This is a genomic window from Pseudomonas sp. Irchel s3f10 (genome assembly GCF_900187515.1).
Classification (GTDB): Bacteria; Pseudomonadota; Gammaproteobacteria; order Pseudomonadales; family Pseudomonadaceae; genus Aquipseudomonas; species Aquipseudomonas tensinigenes.
This window is the reverse complement of sequence record NZ_FYDZ01000001.1, coordinates 501,797-522,505: the sequence shown is the minus strand read 5'-3', so window position 1 is coordinate 522,505 and position 20,709 is coordinate 501,797. Positions and strand designations below refer to the sequence as shown.

Here is a 20,709-nt window from a genome sequence, read left to right as displayed (position 1 = left end):
GGGCGGTGACTCGGTATGGGCATTAATGGGAGTGTACGGACGTCTTTTTCGAAATCCTGCGAAACAGCTTTTTGCCGAGACTGCCAACGGTCTGGTTGTCCTCCTTCCACAGCGCAACGAGCGTGATGTATTGCGTGTGGTTGACGATGTTAGAAATGAGGTTGCCTGGACCCTGTCCATGCGTCAGGATTCTCCCGACTTTGTCCCGCAGGGCGAGCAAACCAAATGCCCTTCGAGCGTCGAGACTTAACTGACAAACCGAGTATCACCATGAACCGCCAGAAAAAGCTGCAGCAGTTGTTCAAAGAAAAAGCGAAAAAAGCCAGTGCAAAACTGGCTCCCAAGAAACCCAAATACATCAGCAAGGCTGATCGAGCGAAGCTCGAAGCTGAAGCGGGTTCTGACTCAGTGATGTCTTCTGAGAGCTGATCCTTGTCTGCCGATCAAAGCAAAGTCGTCGACGCCTTCAGTGCGCATTCCTGGCCGCAGTGTTGGGCGAGACCACATTGCCGCTCGACGTGGCGAGCGAATCGGTCAACGACGATCTGCCACTCCTCGCGCCGTTCTTCGTCCGGCTGCGCAGGATCGGCGTCGAACATCTGATGAACCACGACACCTTTGAGCCTGAAACGACTTTAGGAGCACGCATGCTGGAACATGTTGATATCGAAGATCTGTATAAAATCGAAGGTTCTCTCCATAAGCATCTGCAAATTGAAGGGGCTTTGTCTTCACTCGGCGGCCCAGGCTGGGATGGCTTTGGCTTCAAGAACAGAGTTCTGAAAGAGCTGGGTTATGACGTCGATGCACAAGGCAACACCGACGCAATGAAAATCAGGGCTTACAACACGGCCGCTGACGCCATCAACAAACTCGGCGCAAAAATTACCGCCAAAAAGCTGCTGTCCGAGCTGGGCATTTCCTGACAATACGCTCAACCGCCATTTACTTCGCTCGCCGGGCAGTCAAAACCGCACTGATTGACTGACTGTCCGTTGGCTTAATCTTCAGAGCAGCCTCTCGCAGAGAACCCCGCATCAGGTGTGGAGACAAAAGCTCAAGAGAGTGAACATTAGAAACTTTCTCTTTCAACTCAATTATTTCCGGCGTCAAAACTTCGGAATTTAGCGCGGATAGAATTGAACCTGCATAATTGAACTCCACCTTGGCCGGACTTCCACCGGCAATCGTATAACGCCCTCTGACCAACGAAAACAGCGCCTTACTGCTTGAAGAATTCAATACTTGTTTCGTGATAAAACTTAAAGAGCTTCTATTAAAGCTGCCGCCCCAAACAAGTATCGACCCATCAACCAATTTATCTCTAGTGCGACAGCAATATTCGAGGAGGGTGAGAGTTTGGATCAGCAAATCCAACGACCATAAACTTCTGCCAATGTATTTCGATGCAGGGATACTAAATCAAACCACCCTGCTTCACCCTCAATTCCTAACCGATGACACCGCTACGTTCGCCATGGACAGCGCCTCGAACTGAATACGCAAGACGTTACACATTGAAACGTTATTGCGTGGTGGTTGCTGACGGAGCCTGCTCAAAGCAGAGACAAATTGTTCGATTGTCAGCAAACAGGTCACCCTCTTCCTGCTAACCTGCGCCCATGAAAACCGCCATCATCTCCGATACCCACGGCCTCCTCCGCCCTGAAGCCCTCACCTGCCTGCAAGGCTGTGACCTCATCATCCACGCCGGAGATATCGGTTGCCCTGAGATCCTCACGCAACTCACCTCTATTGCCCCTACCCGCGCCGTGCGCGGAAACAACGACCTCAACCTGCCCTGGGCGGCCAATCTCCCGGACTATCTCACCTTTGAGATCAACGGCTGGCAAACCCTGCTGACCCACGATATCGCTGACGTCCCTGCCGATCTCGACAGCAAGATCAAACTCGTCATCACCGGCCACTCGCACAAACCCTGCATCCAATGGCACGGTGATTGTCTTTACCTCAATCCCGGCAGCGCCGGTCGCCGTCGTTTCAAACTGCCGGTCACACTGGCACTTCTCCACGTATCGGCTGATACGCTCACCCCTCAGCTGGTGCACCTGCTGGATTCCCCTGCGTGATGGGGCAGCCCGCTCGGCTGAAAACGTCAGCAGACAAAATGCGGCTGGAAATCCCTGCCACGTTTAGAGGTTACCCTTCAGTTAATCCACAGGTGCGAGTTTGCAGTCCACGCTATGACCGAGAGAATCGATCATGAATATGACATCCAATGTAAAACCACAAACAGCAACGCTGGCCAGCCGTTTGGCCTATCTGTTTTACAGCCTGAGCTGTTATTTCATTTTCCTGCTGACGATTTTGTACTTGATCGGTTTTGTTGGCGGGTTGGTGGTCCCCAAGAACATCAACTCAGGCGACTATCGCAATCTGCCCCTTTCAATACTGATCGACATCGCTCTCATAACGCTGTTCGGTCTTCAACACAGCGTTATGGCCAGGCAAGGCTTTAAAGCAAGGTTGGCGCAATGGTTGCCTCCCGCCATGGAGCGAGCGACTTACGTGCTGTCGAGCAGCCTGATGCTGTTGCTGCTCTTCTATCTATGGCAACCCATTCCCATGTCGATCTGGAGCATTCGATCGAGCTTTGCCGCCACGCTGGTTTCCGGGCTTTTCTGGGCCGGATGGCTACTCATATCGTTCGCGACCTTCTTGATCAGCCATTCCGAATTATTTGGCGTAAGCCAGGCAATTCGGGCTTTTCGGCGCATTGAAGTGCAAACCTCACCCTTCATCACGCCATCGCTCTACAAAATGGTCAGGCACCCCATGTATCTGGGTTTCCTCATCGCATTCTGGGCGACACCCAACATGACAGTCGGACATCTGGTCTTCGCCTTGACGTGTACGATTTACATATTGATCGGCACTCATTTTGAAGAGCGCGATTTAGTCAGAACGTTCGGCAACAACTACCTCGACTATCAACAGCGAGTGGGCAAGCTTCTGCCCTTCTGGAAAAATTCAGACGACGTATAACCATCGAGATCCCAAGGGTAGCCAGCCTCAAAGGTGCGCCACGGAGCCGACGTTGCGCGCCATCCACCTGAAACTTTTTCTCGGCCCTCGCCCTGATCACCTAACCTCATAGACTGTGTGATCAATTCGAGCCTCCCCCTCCATGCGCAACACATTGAAGTCGCTGATCCTTGTCGCGCTCATGCTGCTTGTTCCCGCCGGTTCGTCAATGTGGGCGGCGGATTATCCAGCGCCCTCGACGAGCGCCGCCGCGCCGCTTGCGGTCATCAATCAAAGTGACTTGCAGGCCCTGCAACTGCGTCTCGACGGGCTCAAGCAACAGATCTCGTCCGCGAACAACTACAACCAGCTCGAAGGCCCACAGGATCGGGTGCAGGCGTTCATTCTGGATGTTGACCGGTTGTCGGCGGCGTTGTTGCCGCAGCAGGCGCAGTTGGCCGTGCAGTTGGGAGTGCTGGGGGCCGCGCCGGACGCAGAGGTAGCGGCGGAACAGGCGGATATCGTCGCGCAACGGGCGTCCTTGGCGGAGCAGAAGAACAAAGTAGACGGGACGCTGAAGAGCTTGGCGGCGTTGAAGCAGAGCGCGGCGGATCTGATTACGCAGATCGCCGGCATCCGTCGCACACTGCTGGAAAGTGAGCTGACGCTGGGGACTGACAGCGTGTTGAGTCCAAGTTTCTGGTCGCCGCTGGTGAGCCCGACCGAGGATGATCGTCAGCGTCTGCGTTTTTTCGTCGCGCAGGTGCGTGACACATGGGCCACCGTGTGGGCCCCGGGCCAACGCGTCTATACCAGTGTGCTGATGGCGTTGGCGCTGATCATCTGGACGTTCGGGCGCAGGCTGGCTGAACGCGGTCTGACCTGGGTGTGCATTTACCGCATGCCCGAGGGACGTCTGCGCCGCAGTGCACTGGCGTGCGCCTCGGCGCTGGCAACCATCGCCACCACTGGCATTGCCTTGCAGTTGCTGTTCTATGCCTGCACCCGCCATCAACCTTTGCCGCCGGTACTGGAAACTTTCTCCGAAGAGTTCGAGAAGGTCGTGTATGCCTGCGTGCTGCTCACCGGGTTGAGCCGCGCGTTGCTGTCGACCGAACATCCCTCGTGGCGCCTGCCGGCGATTGCCGATCAGGTGGCGCTGGCGCTCAAGCCCTACCCGCGCATTCTGTCCTGCACGTTACTGGTGCTGGTGACGCTGGTGCAGGTCAGCAACGCCACCGGTATGAGCAGCCAGATCGTGATCGCCGGGCGCGGGGTCATTTCGATCGTCGTGCTGGCGATCGTGACGGTCCTGCTGTTGCGCGTCGGCAAGGTGCACAAGGCGCTGGTCGCGGCCAATGATGCGGCGACGAACAGTACGTTTGCCGGGGTGATTTACACCATTGCCGGCATCTCGATGTTTGTCTCGGCGATCGCGCTGCTGGCTGGCTACGTGTCGCTGGCGCGGTTCATCAGTTATGAGCTGGTGTGGGCGTACATTGTCTTGTCGGGTTTCTACCTGCTGATCCAAGTGATCAAGGATGTCTGCGAGCACGTGTTTTCGCCACGGCACGCTAGCGGCAAGGCGCTCAAACAGTTATTGGGTATCGGTGATCGACGACTCGATCAGATTTCGATTCTGCTGTCCGGTTTCAGTCGGGCCGCGCTGTTGCTGCTGGCGGTCATCGCTCTGTTTGTCGGCGGCATCGGCACCACGCTCGGGCAACTGGCGAGCAATATCATGGCAATCCTTGGCGGCGCCGGGTTGCGCAAGCTGAACATCGTTCCCGGCCATCTGCTCAATGCCGTGCTGGCGCTGATGATCGGCATCTGGCTGATCCGCGCCCTGCGCCGCTGGCTCGACAATGAGTTCCTGCCCAAGACCGACATGGACCCGGGCATGTGCGCCTCGCTGAGCACGCTGTTTTCCAATATCGGCTACGCCTTCGTGATTCTGCTGACGTTGTCCTCGCTGGGCGTGCAGTGGACCAATCTGGCGTGGATCGTCAGTGCGTTGTCAGTGGGCATCGGTTTCGGCTTGCAGGAGATCGTGAAGAACTTCGTCTCCGGCCTGATTCTGCTCACCGAGCGTCCGGTGAAAGTTGGCGATTTGATCAGCATCAGTGGCGTCGAAGGCGATATTCGCCGGATCAACGTGCGCGCCACGGAAATCCAGCTCAGCGACCGCTCGATTGTGATCGTGCCGAACTCGCAACTGATCTCGCAGAACCTGCGCAACGTGACACTGGGCGGCAGCGCACAAGGCGTCGCATCGCTGGAGTTGGTGTTCCCGCTGGACATCGATCCCGAAGCGGTCAAAGACCTGTTGCTCACAACTTATCGGGAGAACGAAACCATCCTCGAAAAACCGGCGCCGTTCGTGCGCTTCAGCAAGCTGTCGCCGGACGGAATCACCTTGACGGTGACCGGGTACGTGGGCAGCCCGAGGATTGTCGGGGTGACCAAGAGCGATCTTTTGTTCGAAGTGCTCAAGCGTCTGGGGGCGGCGGGAATTGAGCTGGCGAAGCCGGCGGCGAGTACGTGAGTAATCAATGAGGCGAACAACCGCCGATTTCCTGCACGACGCGGTCCGCCAAAGCCAGACAGCTCGTCAGCCCCGGAGACTCGATGCCAAACAGATTCACCAGACCCGGCACGCCATGCGCCGCTGGGCCACTGATGACAAAGTCCGCCGCCGGTTGCTGTTCGCCGCTGATCTTCGGGCGGATGCCGCTGTACGCCGGTTGCAGACTGCCATCGGGCAGCCCCGGCCAATAGCGGCGAATCGCCTGATAAAAGCTGTCGGCCCGCTGCGGGTCAACGCGGTAATCAACGTCCGCGACCCATTCCACATCCGGCCCGAAGCGCGCCTGCCCCGCGAGGTCGAGCGTCATGTGGACACCGAGTCCGGCGGCTTCGGGTGCGGGGTAGACCAGATGGCGAAAAGGTATCCGCCCGCTGAAGCTGAAATAGCTGCCTTTGCACAACTGCGGCACGGGAATGAACGATGAGCACAGGCCGGTGATACGACTTGCGACTTGCGGCGCCGACAAACCGGCACAATTGACCAGTTCGCGACAACCCAGGGTCATGGGCTGCGCACCGCCCATCCGCAACTCGATCCCGGCAGGGTGACAGCGGGCGGATTCAAACGGGGTATGAAAGGCAAACGAGGTGCCCATGGACTCGGCATCCGCTTGCAGGGCGAGCATCAAGGCATGGGAGTCGACAATTCCGGTGGAGGGCGACCAGAGTGCCGCGACACAGGACAGTTCCGGCTCCAGCGCCAGCGCCTGGCGCGCGTCGAGCAACTGCAAGCCCTCGACACCGTTGCGCCGCCCCTGCTCCCACAAGCGTTGCAAGGCACCGCGCTGGGCGTCATCGGTCGCAACGATCAGCTTGCCCAGACGCTGGCAAGCCACGGCGTGCGCCTCACAGAAGGCATACAGACGACGGTTGCCTTGCACACACATTTGCGCCTTCAAGCTGTTGCCGGCGTAATAGATCCCGGCATGGATGACCTCTGAATTGCGCGAACTGATGCCCGTCCCTATGCCCTCGCCCGCCTCCACCACAATCACTTCACGCCCACTGGAGGCCAGTGCCCGGGCCACCGCCAGCCCGAGCACACCGGCGCCGATCACTACGCATTCGATATCGATATTCACCGCCCCTCCGTGCGTTCGAATTGCTTGATCAGCGTGGTGACCTTCTCCACCTCGCCATCCGACAAATGATGATGACAAGGAAGGGTGAGCATTTGCCGGGACAGACGTTCGGTATTGGCCAGCACGAGGCGCGGCTGACTGCTCAACCAGGCTTTTTGCCAATGGATGGGCAGCGGATAATGAATCGCCGTTTGCACATCGTACTGCGCCAGAAACGCCTGCAAGCGATCACGATTTTGCGACTGCACGACATAGTGATAATAGGAATTTCCCGGCTTGCCGCCACCCAGGTCGGTACCCGTACGAGTGGTGCCGAGGACGTCATCATAGAAAGCGGCGATTTCCACACGTCTTTTCAGCCATTGATCCAGATACTGCGCTTTGACATTGAGCGCCGCGGCCTGCAACGAGTCGAGGCGCGAATTGATCCCGAACCGCACCGATTCGTTACGGGTTTCCAGGCCATGATTGCGTGCAATACGTGCGTATTCGGCAATCTTCGGATTGCGGGTGACCAGCATCCCGCCATCCCCCAGGCCCCCAAGCGTCTTCAACGGATGCATGGAAAAGGCGGAGGCATCGCCTCGAGTGCCGACTTGCTGACCGTCGAGGGTAGTGCCGATCGCCTGTGCGCAATCCTCGATGACGGCCACTGCGCGGGCACGGCACAGGTCGAGGATGGCATCGATATTCAGCGGACGTCCGCGCAGATAGACCGGAATGACCGCTTTGGTCTGCTCATTCAAAAGGGGCGCAATCGTATCGACGTTCATCAGCTCATCGTCGCCCACGTCCGCCAGGATTGGCCGGGCACCTGCCGCCACAATGGCACCGACGGTGGCAACAAAGGTATTGGCGCAGGTAATGACTTCGTCGCCAGGCCCGATATCCAGCGCACGCAATGCCAGAAACAACGCATCCGTGCCTGAATTGAGGGCCACCGCATGCGCCCCGCCACAGCGTTCCGACATCCAGGCTTCGAACGCCAGAACCTCTTCACCCAGGATGAATTCGCCTGACTGCAGGAGCGCCTGCCAGCGCTCGAAAATCTCGCTCGAAAGGTCGTGGGCCTGTTCCTGGACGTTATTGCACTTGATCATTTCGCGCACTCCTTGGCATGAACATGAGGGAAGTCAGGACAATCAGCAGGGTCCCGACTGCACTGACAACAGCGGTAAGCGTGAGGGTCTGGGAGTAGCCGACGATTCCGCCGACCACACCGCTGCCCAGATAGATGAAGGGGTGCACGCCGCTGGTCACGAAGGTATCGACCGCCACGACCTTGCCCAGATCCTTCTCCGGGGAATGTGTCTGCATGGCAGTTGCCCAGCCGGTGAGCCAGGAGGCTTCGACGATGCCGACGAACGTCGCCCCCAGAATCGCCATCCACGCCGATGTGCCCAGCCCGAGCAAGGCCATTGCCCCCGCGAGGAACAATCCGCAAGTGACGGCGAGCCCCACCAGTCGCTCATGCCCCGAGGCCAGCACCGTGATGACCGAACCGATGCAAGCGCCGAACCCCGATGCCGCCAGGCAATAACCCCACATGTCTTCACTGAAGCGCTGACTGATCGCATAAGGGGCAACGACCAGAAAGATCGGGAAACACAACACGTTCACCACCAGCGTCGCGGCAAAACCCAACAGCAGCGTGGCGTTGTTGACGACCACGGTGATGCCGTTGAGCGCTTCACGCAGCGAGAACTCTTCTTCCGATTCATGGTGGCCGACATTCGGCAGCTGCGCGGTGTAAATGGCAGCGCAGAAGAAGGTCAGCCCATCGATCAGGATCCCCCACACTGGGTCCCAAAGAATGATGAACACCCCTAGCGTCGCCGGAAACAGAATGGCGACCAGGTTATCGATGAAGTTCATCGCCCCGTTGCCCGCCACCAGGGCCTTTTTCGGCAACAGATTGACCAGCAGCACCTGTGCACAGGGTTTCGATACACCAATACCGATACCGAAGATCAGATACGCCAGCACCAAAAAGCCCCAGTGCGCCCCTGTCACCAGCAGCGCAACGGCGGCCAGTTGCGCAAGGCCTCGCGCCGTATCGGTGTAGATGAGTACCTGCCGGGGCGATTTGCGATCCGCCAGCATCCCCCCGGCCAGCGCACCGATAACGGTTCCGACACCGACGGCAGCCATGATGAAACCAAATACATCACCACCGAAACCGTCGCGAATCAGTGCGATCGGCAGCGCCGCCAGGCAGATGGCATCGCCGGCCATCGACAGGCCCTGGCCAATCAGCAACTTGCGAAACGGCAAGACACCCAAGGCTTCGTTGTAAGGTGACAAGCGTTCTTTGATAGAAATCATGGGTGCCCCTCCTTGAGGCCTATTCGTCCATCCTCGCCGCGCTGGGTCGGCAACTGGCGATCGCCGTGACGAATCTCCAGCTCGTCGTCACCGAGTACGGAAATCCGCAGTCTTTGCCCGCGGAACTGCAGAGTGAAATGGTAAGCCTGCCAGTGTGCGGGCAACTTCGGTCGGAAGGCCAGTTGGCCCGATTCGATATCCAGCCCCGACAGCCCCTCGACCAATCCTTGCCAGGCGCCGGCATAGGCGGAAAGATGCAGCCCGTTGCTGTAGTCGTCGACCGGCGTGAAGTCGAGGTTATAGCGGCTGGCCCGGGCAATGAAATCGGCACTGGTGTGCGTCTCGCCCAGATGCGCGGCGACGACGGCATGCGGGCCGTAACTCAACGAGGACTCATGCACCGTACGCGGTTCATAGTAATTGAACGCGGCGCGCTTCACGGCCGCTGAAAAATCGTCGGGAAACATCGACATCAACAGCACGATGTCAGCCTGCTTGACCAGTTGCGAATCGAAGTTTTGCAGTTTCTCCGCGCTGTCGCGTTCGACCTCGTCGGCAAACTGCGGCCCACGCTGTTTGACCACACGCAGGCGGGTGTCCGGCAATGCCGCGTAACCTTCGAACTCCTCAGGAATGGCCACCCCGTCCACCGTGATCCACGGCAGGTAGACGTTATCGGCTATCGCTTGCCAGAGTCGGCGTTGCGCGCCAGACACCCCGGGAAAGCCCGGGCGGTCCAGCAATGAAAGCACCCGCCGGATACTCCAGCGCAGCAGGTAATTGGTAAAGAAACTGTTGTTCACGTGGTAGTGATACTCGTCCGGGCCCATGACCGAATTCACCACATAGGCCTGCTTGCTCTCTGACCACTTGAACACCGATGCCGCGAATCGAGCGCTTTCAATCAGGATTTCGAAGCCCCGAGACGCCATGAACGCGTCATCACCGGTTACCGCCCAGTACTTGTTCACGGCATAGCTGACGTCTGCCGAAATGTGCAGCACCTCATCGACACTCCACTCTCGCCTTATGTCCTGTTCAGGATAGGACAACACATAATGCGGGCCATTTTCGCCGCCCTGATCGTTGGACGCCTCCGGGAACCGTGCGCCGCAAAAGCCCGTGGAACGCGCGAACTGCAGCGCTTTTTCGATGAAGGTGTAGCGGTAGTCGATCAATGCCCTGGCAACGTCCGGCGCGTTCCAGATCCAGAACATGCACTTGTGCAGTTCGGTGTCGAAGAACGTCGCACCAGAATGGTAAGTGCTGGTCAGGCCTCGCGCCGGCGATATCGTGCCATTGACGCCATGCGCTGCGCCGAGGCCATGTTGCAGTAATTGGAATACTGCGTACTTCATACCCAGATCAGTGCACGTGTGCGGAGCCTGAATGGTGACTTCATGCTCACGCCAGAGGCTGTTCCATTGGCTCAAATGACAGCCTTGAATCCTTGCGACATCAAAGTCGCCGGCAAACGTGTCAGGGTGGGTCTGATCGCTATCGACGCCCACCCGCCAATGCGTCACCAACCGGTGCTGGCTGACCGCTGCAAAGTCGAGGGTCACCGAAGCCACACAACCCTCTTGCCCCTGCCGCCAGGAAACGACGGAACTCGCCGTTGAATCCGCCTGTTCGACGCGCACGTCATAACGCAGCCGCTGCTCGGCCGTGTCGACGATCAGGCTGAACGACGCTTGATCGACAACGCTTTGCCCGAAATGGTAATGCCGCGCGGTCAGCCAGTCACAAGCCCCGAGGTATTCGTTCGACGCGCTGCCATCCACTCCGTAATCAAGCCTCAATCGATGGCGTGCGGTGCCCGTGCCGAGGCGTTTCAAACTGATCTGCGTCGACACCGCCGCCTGATCCGGGGTATCAATGAACTGGGTGACCGTCAGCTCATATTGCACACCGGCCAGCTGAAACTGCTCGCAACTGCTGACGGTCGCCTGATCGAGTGCCAACACCACCACGGGTTCGTTGCTTGCCGGCTCAAGCGGCAACCCCGTATCAACATCGTAAAGCCGCAGGATGGCCGGCGCGGGCAAGGCAATGATTTCCCGCGAGACGCCGACACCGGCCGCATACACCCCCGCCAACAGCAACTGCGTGCGCCGGCTGCGTGGCGATGCGTTGGGCATGTGCGCACGCACGCCGAGCAAGGGATTGGCCAGGGTCGCCACGCACGCCGCGAAGGACGACGATCTCGCGTCGATCGCGACAATGTCTTCGCGGTGCTCGCCGTAGGAAATGCTCAGCACGATGCGCCTCCTGACGCCTGGAACGACCAGTCGTTGTGCAGCATGTTGCGTACGTTGTGATAACGGATATCCGCTAACACATCGCCGCTGTCCTTGAAGTTCCCCGACTGCCACTGCTCGCAGATTTCGACGATCGCATCGCGGATCGAAAAGATGAATTCGAAACCCAGCGTCTGTTGCACCCGTCGGGAATCCAGCCGGTAGGATCGAACATCGTCACTGTGGGTCGTGGTGATCGGCACATTGGTGCGGAAGTACCGATCGACAATCTCTTTTACCTGACTGGCAATGTCGGTCACCGTGTGGTTCTCGTAGCCGACATTGATTGCCGTCCCGGACACCTCGCCCAGGGACTCCCGTTCGACCAGCATCGTATACAGCCGGGTCAGATCGCCGATATGCACGTTAGGGCGATACTGACTGCCGCCGAATACGGTGATTTCACCGCGCGCCAGCGCACTGGCGGTCAGGATGTTCACGGTCAGATCCAGACGTTGCCGGGGCGACCAGCCGCACACCGTGGCGGCGCGAACCGCGACAGTCTCGAACGATGAATCGGTCAGTTCGAAGAGTATCTTCTCGCCATCAGCCTTGAACCGGTTGTAGTCGGTGATGGGCACGCAGGGCTGGCGTTCGTCGACAAAAGGTTCTGCATTGACGCCGTAGACACTCGCTGAAGACGCGTAGATAAAACGCCGGCAACCCAGACGCTTGGCGCTGCTCATGAGATGCGGCAGGCAATCGATGTTTATCGATTGGCCCAGTTCCGGGGCCGAATTGAAACTCGGATCGTTCGCCACTGCAGCAAGATGCACAACGGTGTCGACACCTTGCAGCGACGTTTCCACGAGCGCCGGATCGCGTATGTCGCCCTTGATGAATTCCAGGCCGGGATGGTTCAGCAAACCTTCGAGCCCGTTGCCGAAATACAGCGCATCCAGCACCCGGACGCGGTACCCGGCGGCAAGCAGTTTGGGCACCAGACGCGAGCCAATGTAGCCAGCACCGCCGGTAACAAGAACAGTTGATTCCTTTTTCATGGTTAATTCCTTCCCTGTGGTGAGTGCGCCAGCGTGAATTCATCAAGCGATGACAGTATTGAAGCGCGTGGATGGCTAGCCTTGGGTTCAAGCGGATCACGGCGAATCTGCCAGGCGCGCACGCCCAGGCCGCACGCCAGGTCAGTCGCATAGGGGCTGTCATCGATCAGGTGAACATCCTGCGGAGCGTGGTCGCCGATCAGTTGTTGAACCAGTTTGTCGCGGGTTTGATGTGGTGCTTGCCGGGTAATCGAGACCGGCGCCTGTCCCCATACGTTCGCCCGTTTCAGCGCCGCCTCGAATAATTGCGGAGCATTCAGCGACGCCGTATAGAACATCACCGGCTGCGCAGACGCTTCGATGCGCTGCAGCAATCGCAAAGAATCCTCGAACAGCTCGGTGCCCGGTGAGAGCCGCTGGAATTCCTCCTGTTTGTACGCGGCCAGCTCGTCGGCGCTGAACCTTGCGGACGTTGCACCGCCGGCATGACGGGTGGTCAGCGCCAGCAGTCGGGAAGCGCCTTCCATGCGTGGCCGCCCGGCGATGTGCTCGATGTATTGCTGCGATGTCAGTTGCTGTCCTGAAAACTCAAGGGCCGCATTGCGCCAGGCTTCGAAATGCGGTGTGTCGATCATTGTTCCGTCGAGATCAATCAGTAAAAGGTTCGACATGGTTGTTTACCTGTCAGCTGTTCTTGGCCATGACCAGTTGAGCGATCCTGGAAGTCGAGTCGAATATCTTGTCGTCCGTCAGCACCATCCGCCCTCCCACGCTTTCAACCAGCGCCCGCTCCGCCTGCAGCCTGGTGTCCGATCCATCGGTGTAATCCGCGCCCTTGAAATACAAATTGGGGCGCAATGTCTTGATCATGAATTCAGCGGTAGCTGTATGGTTGACGATGACGTAATCGCAATAACGGATGGAAGCGAGAAACTCCGCGCGCTTTCGATCGGGAAATACCGGCCGGTCCGCGCCTTTGTTCACGTATGGGTCTGCGGTGACGGATACGAACAGTCGATCGACCATCGTATTGGCGCGCTGCAGATGATAAATATGCCCAGGGTGAACAATGTCAAAACAACCGTGACAAAGCCCGATCACCAAACCTTTTTCGCGGCAATAAACCGCCTCGTCCTGCAATGCAGTAATGTCATTCAAAACGCCCATGATAAATTCAATCCTTTGATTTGAGAGATTTAGCCATGATGTTCAAGTGTTCAAACTCACCCCAATAATCGGGAAGTTGCCCGACGATCTGAAAGCCATTGCGTAAATGAAAGCGGTAGGCCGCCCGTTCTCTGTCGATATTGCCGATATCGAGACACAGCCAGGCCTTCTTATGTTCCAGTGCAAACTTTTCAATCTCGTCATACAACAAGGACGCAACGCCATATCGACGATATTCACTGTCAACAATCAACCAGTCTGCCCATAACACATGCTTTGACGGGATAGGGCCCGGAGCGCACCCCATGGTTCCGATAACCACATCGCCAAGTGCGGCAATAAAACGATCGCCCTCATGGTTTGGGTCAGCGAGTTCCCGGGAAAATTGCTCACCGGCAGATTCAGTCAAGTCCTCGCTGGAACCAATTTGTGCGACCAGTGCCAGCACTGCCGGCATATCGGACTTTATGAATCGGCGAATGCAAATATCCTGATCAAGTTCATTTTCCATGGAATGGAATCCTCTTGAGTGCCGAATCCAGTCGCTCACAGGCATCCGCGATCATTTCCGCTGTGTGCGCCGCGCTAAGTGTTACCGGCTCAGGACAGTAACCAAGGGGCATCAGAAAGCCATACAGGTTGTATTCGCAGGACAACAGATAAAACAACTTCTGGGCAAAATCGATCGGATAAAAACCTTCTATCTCCTTCATTGTCCGAGGACGTTCGGAAGTGCCGATATGGACGCCGATTCGACCGCCATAACCATCGATATGGCAAGGAATCCGGTGTTTATCGAAGACATCCCGAAGTCCCGATTTCAACTGAGACTCAAGCGCGGCGACGTGCCGATGCACCGCACCGTCCTGCAGGTGATCGATAGCGGCAAGTGCGGCGGACACAGAAAGATAGCGCCCGGTGTTGGTGCCGCTGATCTGCACCGGACCGCGGGGCGCGATGACATCCATGTACTCGGCTTTACCGGCAATCCCGGCGATGGGCATGCCGCAACCGAACGCCTTGCCGAAGGCGGCAATGTCAGGAGTGACCGCGAAATCTTTCTGCGCACCGCCGATATTGGCGCGAAACCCGGTCAGCACTTCATCGAAAATCAACAACGCCCCGTGCCGCGTGGTCAGTGCCCGCAACTTTTGCAGAAAGCCCTCGTCCGGTTTGATGCAGCCGAGGTTCAGGGCGACAGGTTCCAGAATCACGCCCGCGACATCGTCCTTGTACTTTTCAAAGGCATGCTCCACGGCTTGCAGATCGTTCCAAGAAACCGCCACCGTCAAACTTCCGAATTCGTTCGGAATACCCACAGTACCTGACAGACGCTCCAGTTCTCCGCCGGCCAATACCTCACCCGAGCGTGGCGAAGAATCCACGTTCCAGGTCAGCGAATCATTGAGCCCATGAAAATGGCCTTCAAACTTGATGATGATTCGTTTGCCGGTAACGGCACGGGCAATGCGCGTTGCATACATGGTGGCTTCCAGGCCGGAGTTCACCAGTCGCAACTTCTCGGCGCACGGCACCACCGCGCAAAACTTCTCGCTCAACAGGCGATGTTCATCGGTTTCGTATTGTTGGAGAAAACCTCGCTCCAGGGCTTTGCTGATCGAATGTTTGATGACCGGACTGTCGTGCCCTAACAGGCATGAACCCCAGCCCATAATATAATCGTCGCACCATTCGCCAGAGGATAATTGAATACGCGCACCCGCAGTATTCTGCACATTGATCGGCCCAACTACCGACAAGTGATTCCATCCTGACAGTACATTTCCAACACGTGTTTCTCTTAAACAATCCATGACCACTGACACTCCTTTCATACCATTGAGTGTGAATAACAACCCTGCACTCATGCAGGACACAGGCGCTATAAGGCATGCAAAAAACTCACACGAAAAATCGCGCGACATTCGAAATCAGACAAATACTTAGTCAAGTAAAGTTGTGAAGAAAGAACCTAGTCTCGCCCCCTCACAGCGTCAATTTAAAAACTAAATCGCAAACACAACAAGCTGATTCCCATGAAGAAAAACTTTCCTTAAACACAAACAGCCAAACAACCCGCGCATCTTATTTCAAAAAATTATAAATTAATTAAACAGCAAACTTATCAGCAGGTTATGCCACCCATTCCGACCAACGCCTCAATATAAAAAATCTGATACGCAGATTCCTCGATCATCTGAGATGATCAATTAATTGTCCGACTATTCAAGAAGCAAAGATCATCACTTAACAATTGGCGCACGGCAGCACATACCCGAAACTGACGCGAACCGCTTTAAAACCCTTGGACATGAAACGATTAAATACGCCGCAACCTCTTATTCCAGAAATAGAGGCCAGGTAATTTTTTTAATCTTTTATCGCTATTTAGTGCGCATTCTATAATTGCCCCGCCTGCACTCATACAAGAAGGAAAGCTCCATGCCAAAACGCTTGTTACTGGTTGCACTGTTCGTTGCGGTCGCCGGTTGCGCCAGCCCTCCTCCCGCTTCTGTTCACACCCACGATCCATCCAGTTCCACTCTGCAGGGCGACGCCTCGCGTCCGGCGCAGGCGCAGTGGATTCGCACCGAGCTGTATTTCTCGGTGGGTTCGATCGATGGCAAGGACGGTGCGGTCAGTCCGGCGCGCTGGCGCGAGTTTCTTGATCAGGAGGTCACGTCGCGCTTTCCGGATGGGTTCAGTGTGTTTGATGCCTATGGGCAGTGGCGGGATAAGGGAGCGAAGGAACCTGAGCGGTTGAGTACCAAGGTGATTGTGATCTTGCATGAGAACAGTGCGAAGAATGTGAGCAATATTGAAGCGATTCGGCTGGCTTACAAGCGTATTACCGGGGATTTGTCGGTGCTGCGGTTGTCGCAGCCGGCGGAGGTGTCCTTTTAAGAGCCCCTCACCCTAGCCCTCTCCCCGAGGGAGAGGGAACCGATCCGGGGATATTGGAGAAGTACGCCGACCTGAACGTACTTCACTGAATCCGTAATCGACCTCAGCCTGTTTTTGCTTCACTGAATCCATAATCGACCTCGACTTGTATTTGCTTCAAGCCATAATCGATTCGGTCTTTCAGGTCGATGTATCACCCAAGACACCTCGGTCGGCTCCCTCTCCCTCCGGGAGAGGGCTGGGGTGAGGGCTTGGCGTCAGTCGGCTCAATACTGCCAGTATCACCGCACCCACCAACAACACCGCGATCCCGAAAAACGCCCCACACCCCACCACCGTCACGCTGGAATACAGCATGTACAGGCACAACCCGAAAAACAGCAGCGGCAACAGCGGATACAACGGCACCTTCACCGGCCTCGGCACCTCGGGAAAACGCCGTCGCAGAATGATCAGCGCCACGCTGCTCAAACTCAGGAACAACCAATAAACCGGGGTCAGGTATTCAACCATGGTGTTGAAGCCGCTCTGCGTGAAACTGCCAAACAGCACCAGCAGCAACGCCACGGCACCTTCTGCCAGCAACGCTTTGCGCGGCACACCATGGCGGTCATCCCAGGCGCCGAAACTGCGCAGTTGCGGCACATCACGCGCAGCCGCGTAAGTGGTGCGAGCGCCGACCAGCAAGGTCGAGTTGATGGTCGCGATCGCGGCGATACCGACCATCAGCAGAATCAACATGACACCCGGCGCACCGAAGGCGCGGTTCAACAACTCAACCGCCGGTGCATTGCTGACGGCCAGTCCGGCGAATCCCAGGCCTTCAACGAACGCCCAGTTCAGCGCCAGATAGATCACCATCAACACACTCAGCGCACCGAGCATGGCAATGAAAATCCCCCGCCGGTCATCACGCACTTCTGCCGATAACGTCGCCGCATCGCTCCAGCCACCGAACGCCAGAAAGACAAAAATCATCGCCGCCGAGAAGCCGGCCATACCGGTGTTTTCCGCGACGGGCGCAAGACTCGGCGCAGGCGCTTCGATGCCTTGCCAGGCCAAAAAAACGCCGGCACTGGCAATGCTCAAAAAACCCAGTGCAAGCAGGCCAACCAGCAAGGTCTGCGTGATGAAGCCGATGTGTTTACCGGCAAGATTAAGCAGCACCAACGCCGCAATCACCGCCCCGGCAAACAGCCCCGAACCGTACTGCCCCAGCGGCACCACCGCGTTGACGTAATCGGCGAACATGAACGCCGACAAGGCAATCCACCCGGTGTGCATCACCGAAAACCGCGACCAGGCGAACAGGAATCCCATGCGCTCGCCATACGCCGTGCGCAGAAAGTGATAGTCGCCGCCTGGGTGCGGAAACGCTGTGGCCATCTCGGCAAAACACAGCGCGCCGGTCATTGATGCGACGCCACCCAGCACCCACACCAGGTAGAAATATTCCGGCCCGACGTTGAGGGCGACGGTTGGCGCGGTTTTCAGGATGTCGGTGGTGATCACCATGCCCAGCGTAATCAGCAATGCCTGAAACACCGGCAGATGCCGCCCCGGTCCCGCGTCAGAAACCATAGGTGGCGCGGGCGTAGTAGTAGGCGCCGTTAGTGCCGATTGGCGAGAGCACGTCGTACGGCAGGTTGCCGCCGTAGTTGATCGCCGAGCCAGAACGTTCCGGGTAGTTGTCGGTGAGGTTGTTGCCGCCCACGGCGATGTTGAATTTCGGCGTGAATTTGTAAGCCACTTCGGCGTCCAGCTGCCACACCGCGCCGTAGGTTTGCTCCGGTTGCGAGTCGCCGAAATCGAACACACGGGTGGTCTCGCCCTGGCGCGTCAATCTTCCAAGCAGGCCCCAGTGTTCGCTGGCCCAGTTGGCGGAAAAGATGAAGCGATCCTTCGGCGCCGCGTCGGTCAGGGTGTTGGTTTCTTCGACGCCAACCAGGGCGTCATTGCCGATGCCCAGCGCCGTGAGTTGCGACGGCGTGCCTTTGGTGCTGGTGACTTTGGTGTGGTTGTAGGTGTACGCGGTGGTCAGGCCCAGTTGCCCTTCGTAGAACGGCTGGTGATAGTTGAGCACCAGTTCGGCGCCGTCGGTGCTGGTGTCGGCGGCGTTGGTGAAGAAGTTGACGTCGTGCACGCCAGCGACGCCAAAGTTATCGTTGATGTAGTTTTCCAGGGCATCGCTGCCAATGCGTTGCGACAGAGTGATGCGATCTTTGACGTCGATGCGGAACACGTCCAGGGAGGCATCGAAGCGTTCGTTCAACTGAAATGTAAGGCCGAGGCTGAAGTTCTTCGAGGTTTCCGGATCGAGCTTCTCGGCGCCGAGTGCACGGGCGATCGGATCGTTGACCGAGAGCACGCGGATGTCAGTCAGCGTACCGCCATCGCCGAAGTTGCTGGTGGTGTTCTGGAAGCCGCTTTGGGCCAGAGACGGCGCGCGGAAGTTGTTCGAGACTGCACCGCGCAAGGCCCATTGTTCGGTGAGTTTGTAACGACCGCTGAGTTTGCCGGTGAGTTTGCTGCCGGCATCGTCGTAATGTTCCCAGCGCGTGGCGGCGTCGACGAAGAAGCGGTCGGTGAGATCGCCGGACAACTCGGCGTAAGTGCCGAACACGTTGCGATCCAGATCCGACTCTTCGCTCGGGCGCAGGCCGTTGGCGCCGTCGGCTCCGGAGCCGATGTAGGAGGCCTCGTCACCGGCATAGGTCAGGTAGTTTTCGTAGCGGTATTCGCCGCCCACCGCCAGTACGAACGAGCGTTCGCCGAGACGCAGTTCACGGCTGAAGTCGAGGTTGCTGGTGGTCTGACGCAGCTCGTAATCGCCGGTGTCGAACTTCGTCGGTGAGTCTTCGCCGAGGCTGACGTTAAGCGTGCGCCGGGTCGAGCCATCGAAGCGGTTGCGACCGTGAGTGACGCTGCTGTCGAAGTCCCACTCGTCACCGATCAGGCCTTTGAACCCGGCGGTGGCGGAGACGTCCTTGTTGTCACCGAGCGATTGCGGCAAGTAGCCGTTGGGGTAGAACTGCGGCTGTTCGTACGGATAACGATAGAACTCGGCGCCGGTGGTGTGGCGCTGGTTATAAGTGCCAAAGCTGTAGGCTTTGCCGCCGGCCAGTGGCAACTCACTGTTGAACCAGAGGTTGACGTCGCGCGCGACGCCGTCGCCCATCACATAGTTGCGCTGGCCGGGGGTATCGGCAAAGCCATCAAAACCGGCGCGGTTGGTCGGGTTGCGATCCTTGTATTCGGTGCCGCCACGGATAAACCCGCCCTCCTCACCTAAACGCGTGCCGATCTTCGCCGTGGTCACGCTGTTCTGGCCGTCGGTGGTGGTCTTGCCGATGGCGTCCTGATGGGTGTGATAAGCGCCATAACTGGTCGACACTTCGCCGCCCTCGGGCGCGTCGTCGAGGATGATGTTGATCACCCCGGCAATCGCGTCTGAACCGTATTGCGCACCGGCGCCGTCACGCAGCACTTCGATGCGTTTGATCGCGCTGAGCGGGATCGAGTTGAAATCCACGGGGGCGGTACCGCGGCCAATCTTCGACGAGTCGTTGACCACCGCTGACGTATGGCGGCGCTTGCCGTTGACCAGCACCAGCACCTGATCCGGGCTCATGCCACGCAGTTGCGCCGCGCGCACATGGTCGGCGCCGCCGGAGTTGGATTGGCGCGGCAGGCTGAAGGATGGCAACAGCGTCTGCAACGCCGCGCCCAATTCACCGTCAGCAGCGCCGGCGGATTTCAGGTCTTCGGCAGTGAGCACGTCGACCGGTACCGGAGAATCGAGCACGGTGCGTGACGTACCCCGGGTGCCGGTGACCAACACAGTGCCGAGTCGGGATTCGCTGTCAGCGCTTGCCGAAGTTTCTTCGGCATTGGCCGGAAGTTGCCAGATGGCGCACGCGACAGCAGCCGCCAGTAATGAACGGGAACGGTAATGCATATAACAGCTCCTTGAATCGCAGTTAATACCCGGCCGTTGCCGACAATAAAGTTCGGCAAGCAATGCGCGGCAATGTCTGCTGTAGTTTTGGATTTCTGGAAGGCAGTGAAGCTTTTTTACGGTGAGTTGCAGTTTCCCCAGCGTGAGACGTTTCCCCTTGAAAGCCGATGCTAGACGAGCGGCTGCGGGCCGTAAAAGAACCAATAACGCTTAGGTTAGATCGCTCTAAAGGAGTGCTCTTAGTTCAACAGAAGTGTTGCTGAGCCAACACCTGAACCAACTAACACCAATTTTTTAGATTGAAATGCAGTCTCCTGTAGGAGTGAGCCTGCTCGCGATAGCGGTACATCGGTCGACATCACCGTTGAATTTAAAACCGCTATCGCGAGCAGGCTCACTCC

General features: G+C 57.6%; 18 protein-coding genes and 1 pseudogene. 6 read left to right on the top strand and 13 right to left on the bottom strand.

What is annotated here, in order from left to right; genetic code table 11:
• Window positions 1–34 precede the first annotated feature (34 nt).
• Window positions 35–145, bottom strand: a pseudogene (locus CKW17_RS30685) (MarR family transcriptional regulator); the annotation flags it as partial.
• A gap of 125 nt (window positions 146–270) precedes the next feature.
• Between CKW17_RS30685 and CKW17_RS02285 the strand changes: the two are divergent.
• Both CKW17_RS02285 and CKW17_RS02280 read left to right on the top strand, forming a co-directional pair.
• Entirely contained in the window at window positions 271–429 is a 159-nt protein-coding gene (locus tag CKW17_RS02285; protein ID WP_095118515.1) for a DUF2986 domain-containing protein, read from the top strand.
• A gap of 77 nt (window positions 430–506) precedes the next feature.
• Entirely contained in the window at window positions 507–926 is a 420-nt protein-coding gene (locus CKW17_RS02280) for a helix-hairpin-helix domain-containing protein (RefSeq protein ID WP_141234543.1), read from the top strand.
• A gap of 19 nt (window positions 927–945) precedes the next feature.
• Here the strand turns inward: CKW17_RS02280 and CKW17_RS29565 are convergent, their stop codons facing one another.
• A complete protein-coding gene (locus tag CKW17_RS29565) occupies window positions 946–1,377 on the bottom strand; it encodes a hypothetical protein (RefSeq protein ID WP_141234542.1) in 432 nt (143 codons plus the stop codon).
• A 245-nt stretch (window positions 1,378–1,622) separates the two neighbouring features.
• Here CKW17_RS29565 and CKW17_RS02275 point away from each other — a divergent pair, with 245 nt between their 5' ends.
• From CKW17_RS02275 to CKW17_RS02265, 3 genes are all read left to right on the top strand, one after another.
• On the top strand, window positions 1,623–2,090 hold the full coding sequence (locus tag CKW17_RS02275; protein ID WP_095118513.1) for a metallophosphoesterase family protein: 468 nt from the start codon (window positions 1,623–1,625) through the stop codon (window positions 2,088–2,090).
• Between the two features lie 133 nt (window positions 2,091–2,223).
• Window positions 2,224–3,006 (top strand): methanethiol S-methyltransferase, encoded by a 783-nt coding sequence (gene mddA, locus CKW17_RS02270; protein WP_095118512.1) that lies wholly within the window; start codon window positions 2,224–2,226, stop codon window positions 3,004–3,006.
• Between the two features lie 142 nt (window positions 3,007–3,148).
• Window positions 3,149–5,530 carry a DUF3772 domain-containing protein gene (locus CKW17_RS02265; protein WP_095118511.1) on the top strand — a complete coding sequence of 794 codons (2,382 nt, stop codon included), beginning with the start codon at window positions 3,149–3,151 and terminating at the stop codon, window positions 5,528–5,530.
• A 4-nt stretch (window positions 5,531–5,534) separates the two neighbouring features.
• Here CKW17_RS02265 and CKW17_RS02260 read toward each other — a convergent pair whose 3' ends face one another.
• From CKW17_RS02260 to CKW17_RS02220, 9 genes are read right to left on the bottom strand one after another with little or no spacing between them, the layout of a single operon-like run.
• Entirely contained in the window at window positions 5,535–6,653 is a 1,119-nt protein-coding gene (locus CKW17_RS02260) for an NAD(P)/FAD-dependent oxidoreductase (RefSeq protein ID WP_095118510.1), read from the bottom strand.
• Window positions 6,650–7,753 (bottom strand): DegT/DnrJ/EryC1/StrS aminotransferase family protein, encoded by a 1,104-nt coding sequence (locus CKW17_RS02255; protein ID WP_095118509.1) that lies wholly within the window; start codon window positions 7,751–7,753, stop codon window positions 6,650–6,652. The genes CKW17_RS02260 and CKW17_RS02255 overlap by 4 nt, the downstream gene beginning before the upstream one ends.
• Window positions 7,737–8,978, bottom strand: a complete 1,242-nt coding sequence (locus CKW17_RS02250) for an MFS transporter (protein WP_095118508.1) — start codon at window positions 8,976–8,978, stop codon at window positions 7,737–7,739. The genes CKW17_RS02255 and CKW17_RS02250 overlap by 17 nt, the downstream gene beginning before the upstream one ends.
• Entirely contained in the window at window positions 8,975–11,239 is a 2,265-nt protein-coding gene (locus CKW17_RS30470) for a glycosyl hydrolase family 65 protein (RefSeq protein ID WP_218274237.1), read from the bottom strand. The genes CKW17_RS02250 and CKW17_RS30470 overlap by 4 nt, the downstream gene beginning before the upstream one ends.
• On the bottom strand, window positions 11,233–12,279 hold the full coding sequence (locus tag CKW17_RS02240) for an NAD(P)-dependent oxidoreductase (protein ID WP_095118507.1): 1,047 nt from the start codon (window positions 12,277–12,279) through the stop codon (window positions 11,233–11,235). The genes CKW17_RS30470 and CKW17_RS02240 overlap by 7 nt, the downstream gene beginning before the upstream one ends.
• A 2-nt stretch (window positions 12,280–12,281) precedes the next feature.
• Window positions 12,282–12,914 (bottom strand): hypothetical protein, encoded by a 633-nt coding sequence (locus tag CKW17_RS02235; RefSeq protein WP_218274236.1) that lies wholly within the window; start codon window positions 12,912–12,914, stop codon window positions 12,282–12,284.
• Window positions 12,915–12,963: 49 nt separating this feature from the next.
• Window positions 12,964–13,446 carry an adenylyltransferase/cytidyltransferase family protein gene (locus tag CKW17_RS02230; RefSeq protein WP_052229445.1) on the bottom strand — a complete coding sequence of 161 codons (483 nt, stop codon included), beginning with the start codon at window positions 13,444–13,446 and terminating at the stop codon, window positions 12,964–12,966.
• 7 nt (window positions 13,447–13,453) lie between these two features.
• The gene (locus tag CKW17_RS02225) at window positions 13,454–13,957 is read right to left on the bottom strand and encodes a GNAT family N-acetyltransferase (protein WP_176470022.1); all 504 of its coding nucleotides are present in this window, start codon (window positions 13,955–13,957) and stop codon (window positions 13,454–13,456) included.
• The gene (locus tag CKW17_RS02220) at window positions 13,947–15,206 is read right to left on the bottom strand and encodes an aspartate aminotransferase family protein (protein WP_176470021.1); all 1,260 of its coding nucleotides are present in this window, start codon (window positions 15,204–15,206) and stop codon (window positions 13,947–13,949) included. Before CKW17_RS02220 ends, CKW17_RS02225 begins: the two co-directional genes overlap by 11 nt.
• A 682-nt stretch (window positions 15,207–15,888) precedes the next feature.
• Between CKW17_RS02220 and CKW17_RS02215 the strand changes: the two genes are divergently transcribed.
• Window positions 15,889–16,350, top strand: coding sequence for a DUF3574 domain-containing protein (locus tag CKW17_RS02215; RefSeq protein ID WP_095118503.1), 462 nt, complete (start codon window positions 15,889–15,891; stop codon window positions 16,348–16,350).
• A 180-nt stretch (window positions 16,351–16,530) separates the two neighbouring features.
• On the opposite strand, the gene CKW17_RS02210 is transcribed toward CKW17_RS02215, so the two are convergent.
• Both CKW17_RS02210 and CKW17_RS02205 read right to left on the bottom strand, forming a co-directional pair.
• On the bottom strand, window positions 16,531–17,931 hold the full coding sequence (locus tag CKW17_RS02210) for an APC family permease (protein WP_095118502.1): 1,401 nt from the start codon (window positions 17,929–17,931) through the stop codon (window positions 16,531–16,533).
• Window positions 17,921–20,308 (bottom strand): TonB-dependent siderophore receptor, encoded by a 2,388-nt coding sequence (locus CKW17_RS02205; RefSeq protein WP_095118501.1) that lies wholly within the window; start codon window positions 20,306–20,308, stop codon window positions 17,921–17,923. Before CKW17_RS02205 ends, CKW17_RS02210 begins: the two co-directional genes overlap by 11 nt.
• Window positions 20,309–20,709: the final 401 nt, after the last annotated feature.

Bases quoted from the DNA above. Each gene is read 5' to 3' on its own strand.
- CKW17_RS02285 (WP_095118515.1), top strand. From the start codon at position 271: ATGAACCGCCAGAAAAAGCTGCAGCAGTTGTTCAAAGAAAAAGCGAAA.
- CKW17_RS02275 (WP_095118513.1), top strand. From the start codon at position 1,623: ATGAAAACCGCCATCATCTCCGATACCCACGGCCTCCTCCGCCCTGAA.
- mddA (WP_095118512.1), top strand. From the start codon at position 2,224: ATGAATATGACATCCAATGTAAAACCACAAACAGCAACGCTGGCCAGC.
- CKW17_RS02265 (WP_095118511.1), top strand. From the start codon at position 3,149: ATGCGCAACACATTGAAGTCGCTGATCCTTGTCGCGCTCATGCTGCTT.
- CKW17_RS02255 (WP_095118509.1), bottom strand. From the start codon at position 7,753: ATGATCAAGTGCAATAACGTCCAGGAACAGGCCCACGACCTTTCGAGC.
- CKW17_RS02250 (WP_095118508.1), bottom strand. From the start codon at position 8,978: ATGATTTCTATCAAAGAACGCTTGTCACCTTACAACGAAGCCTTGGGT.
- CKW17_RS02240 (WP_095118507.1), bottom strand. From the start codon at position 12,279: ATGAAAAAGGAATCAACTGTTCTTGTTACCGGCGGTGCTGGCTACATT.
- CKW17_RS02235 (WP_218274236.1), bottom strand. From the start codon at position 12,914: ATGATCGACACACCGCATTTCGAAGCCTGGCGCAATGCGGCCCTTGAG.
- CKW17_RS02230 (WP_052229445.1), bottom strand. From the start codon at position 13,446: ATGGGCGTTTTGAATGACATTACTGCATTGCAGGACGAGGCGGTTTAT.
- CKW17_RS02225 (WP_176470022.1), bottom strand. From the start codon at position 13,957: ATGGAAAATGAACTTGATCAGGATATTTGCATTCGCCGATTCATAAAG.
- CKW17_RS02215 (WP_095118503.1), top strand. From the start codon at position 15,889: ATGCCAAAACGCTTGTTACTGGTTGCACTGTTCGTTGCGGTCGCCGGT.
- CKW17_RS02210 (WP_095118502.1), bottom strand. From the start codon at position 17,931: ATGGTTTCTGACGCGGGACCGGGGCGGCATCTGCCGGTGTTTCAGGCA.
- CKW17_RS02205 (WP_095118501.1), bottom strand. From the start codon at position 20,308: ATGCATTACCGTTCCCGTTCATTACTGGCGGCTGCTGTCGCGTGCGCC.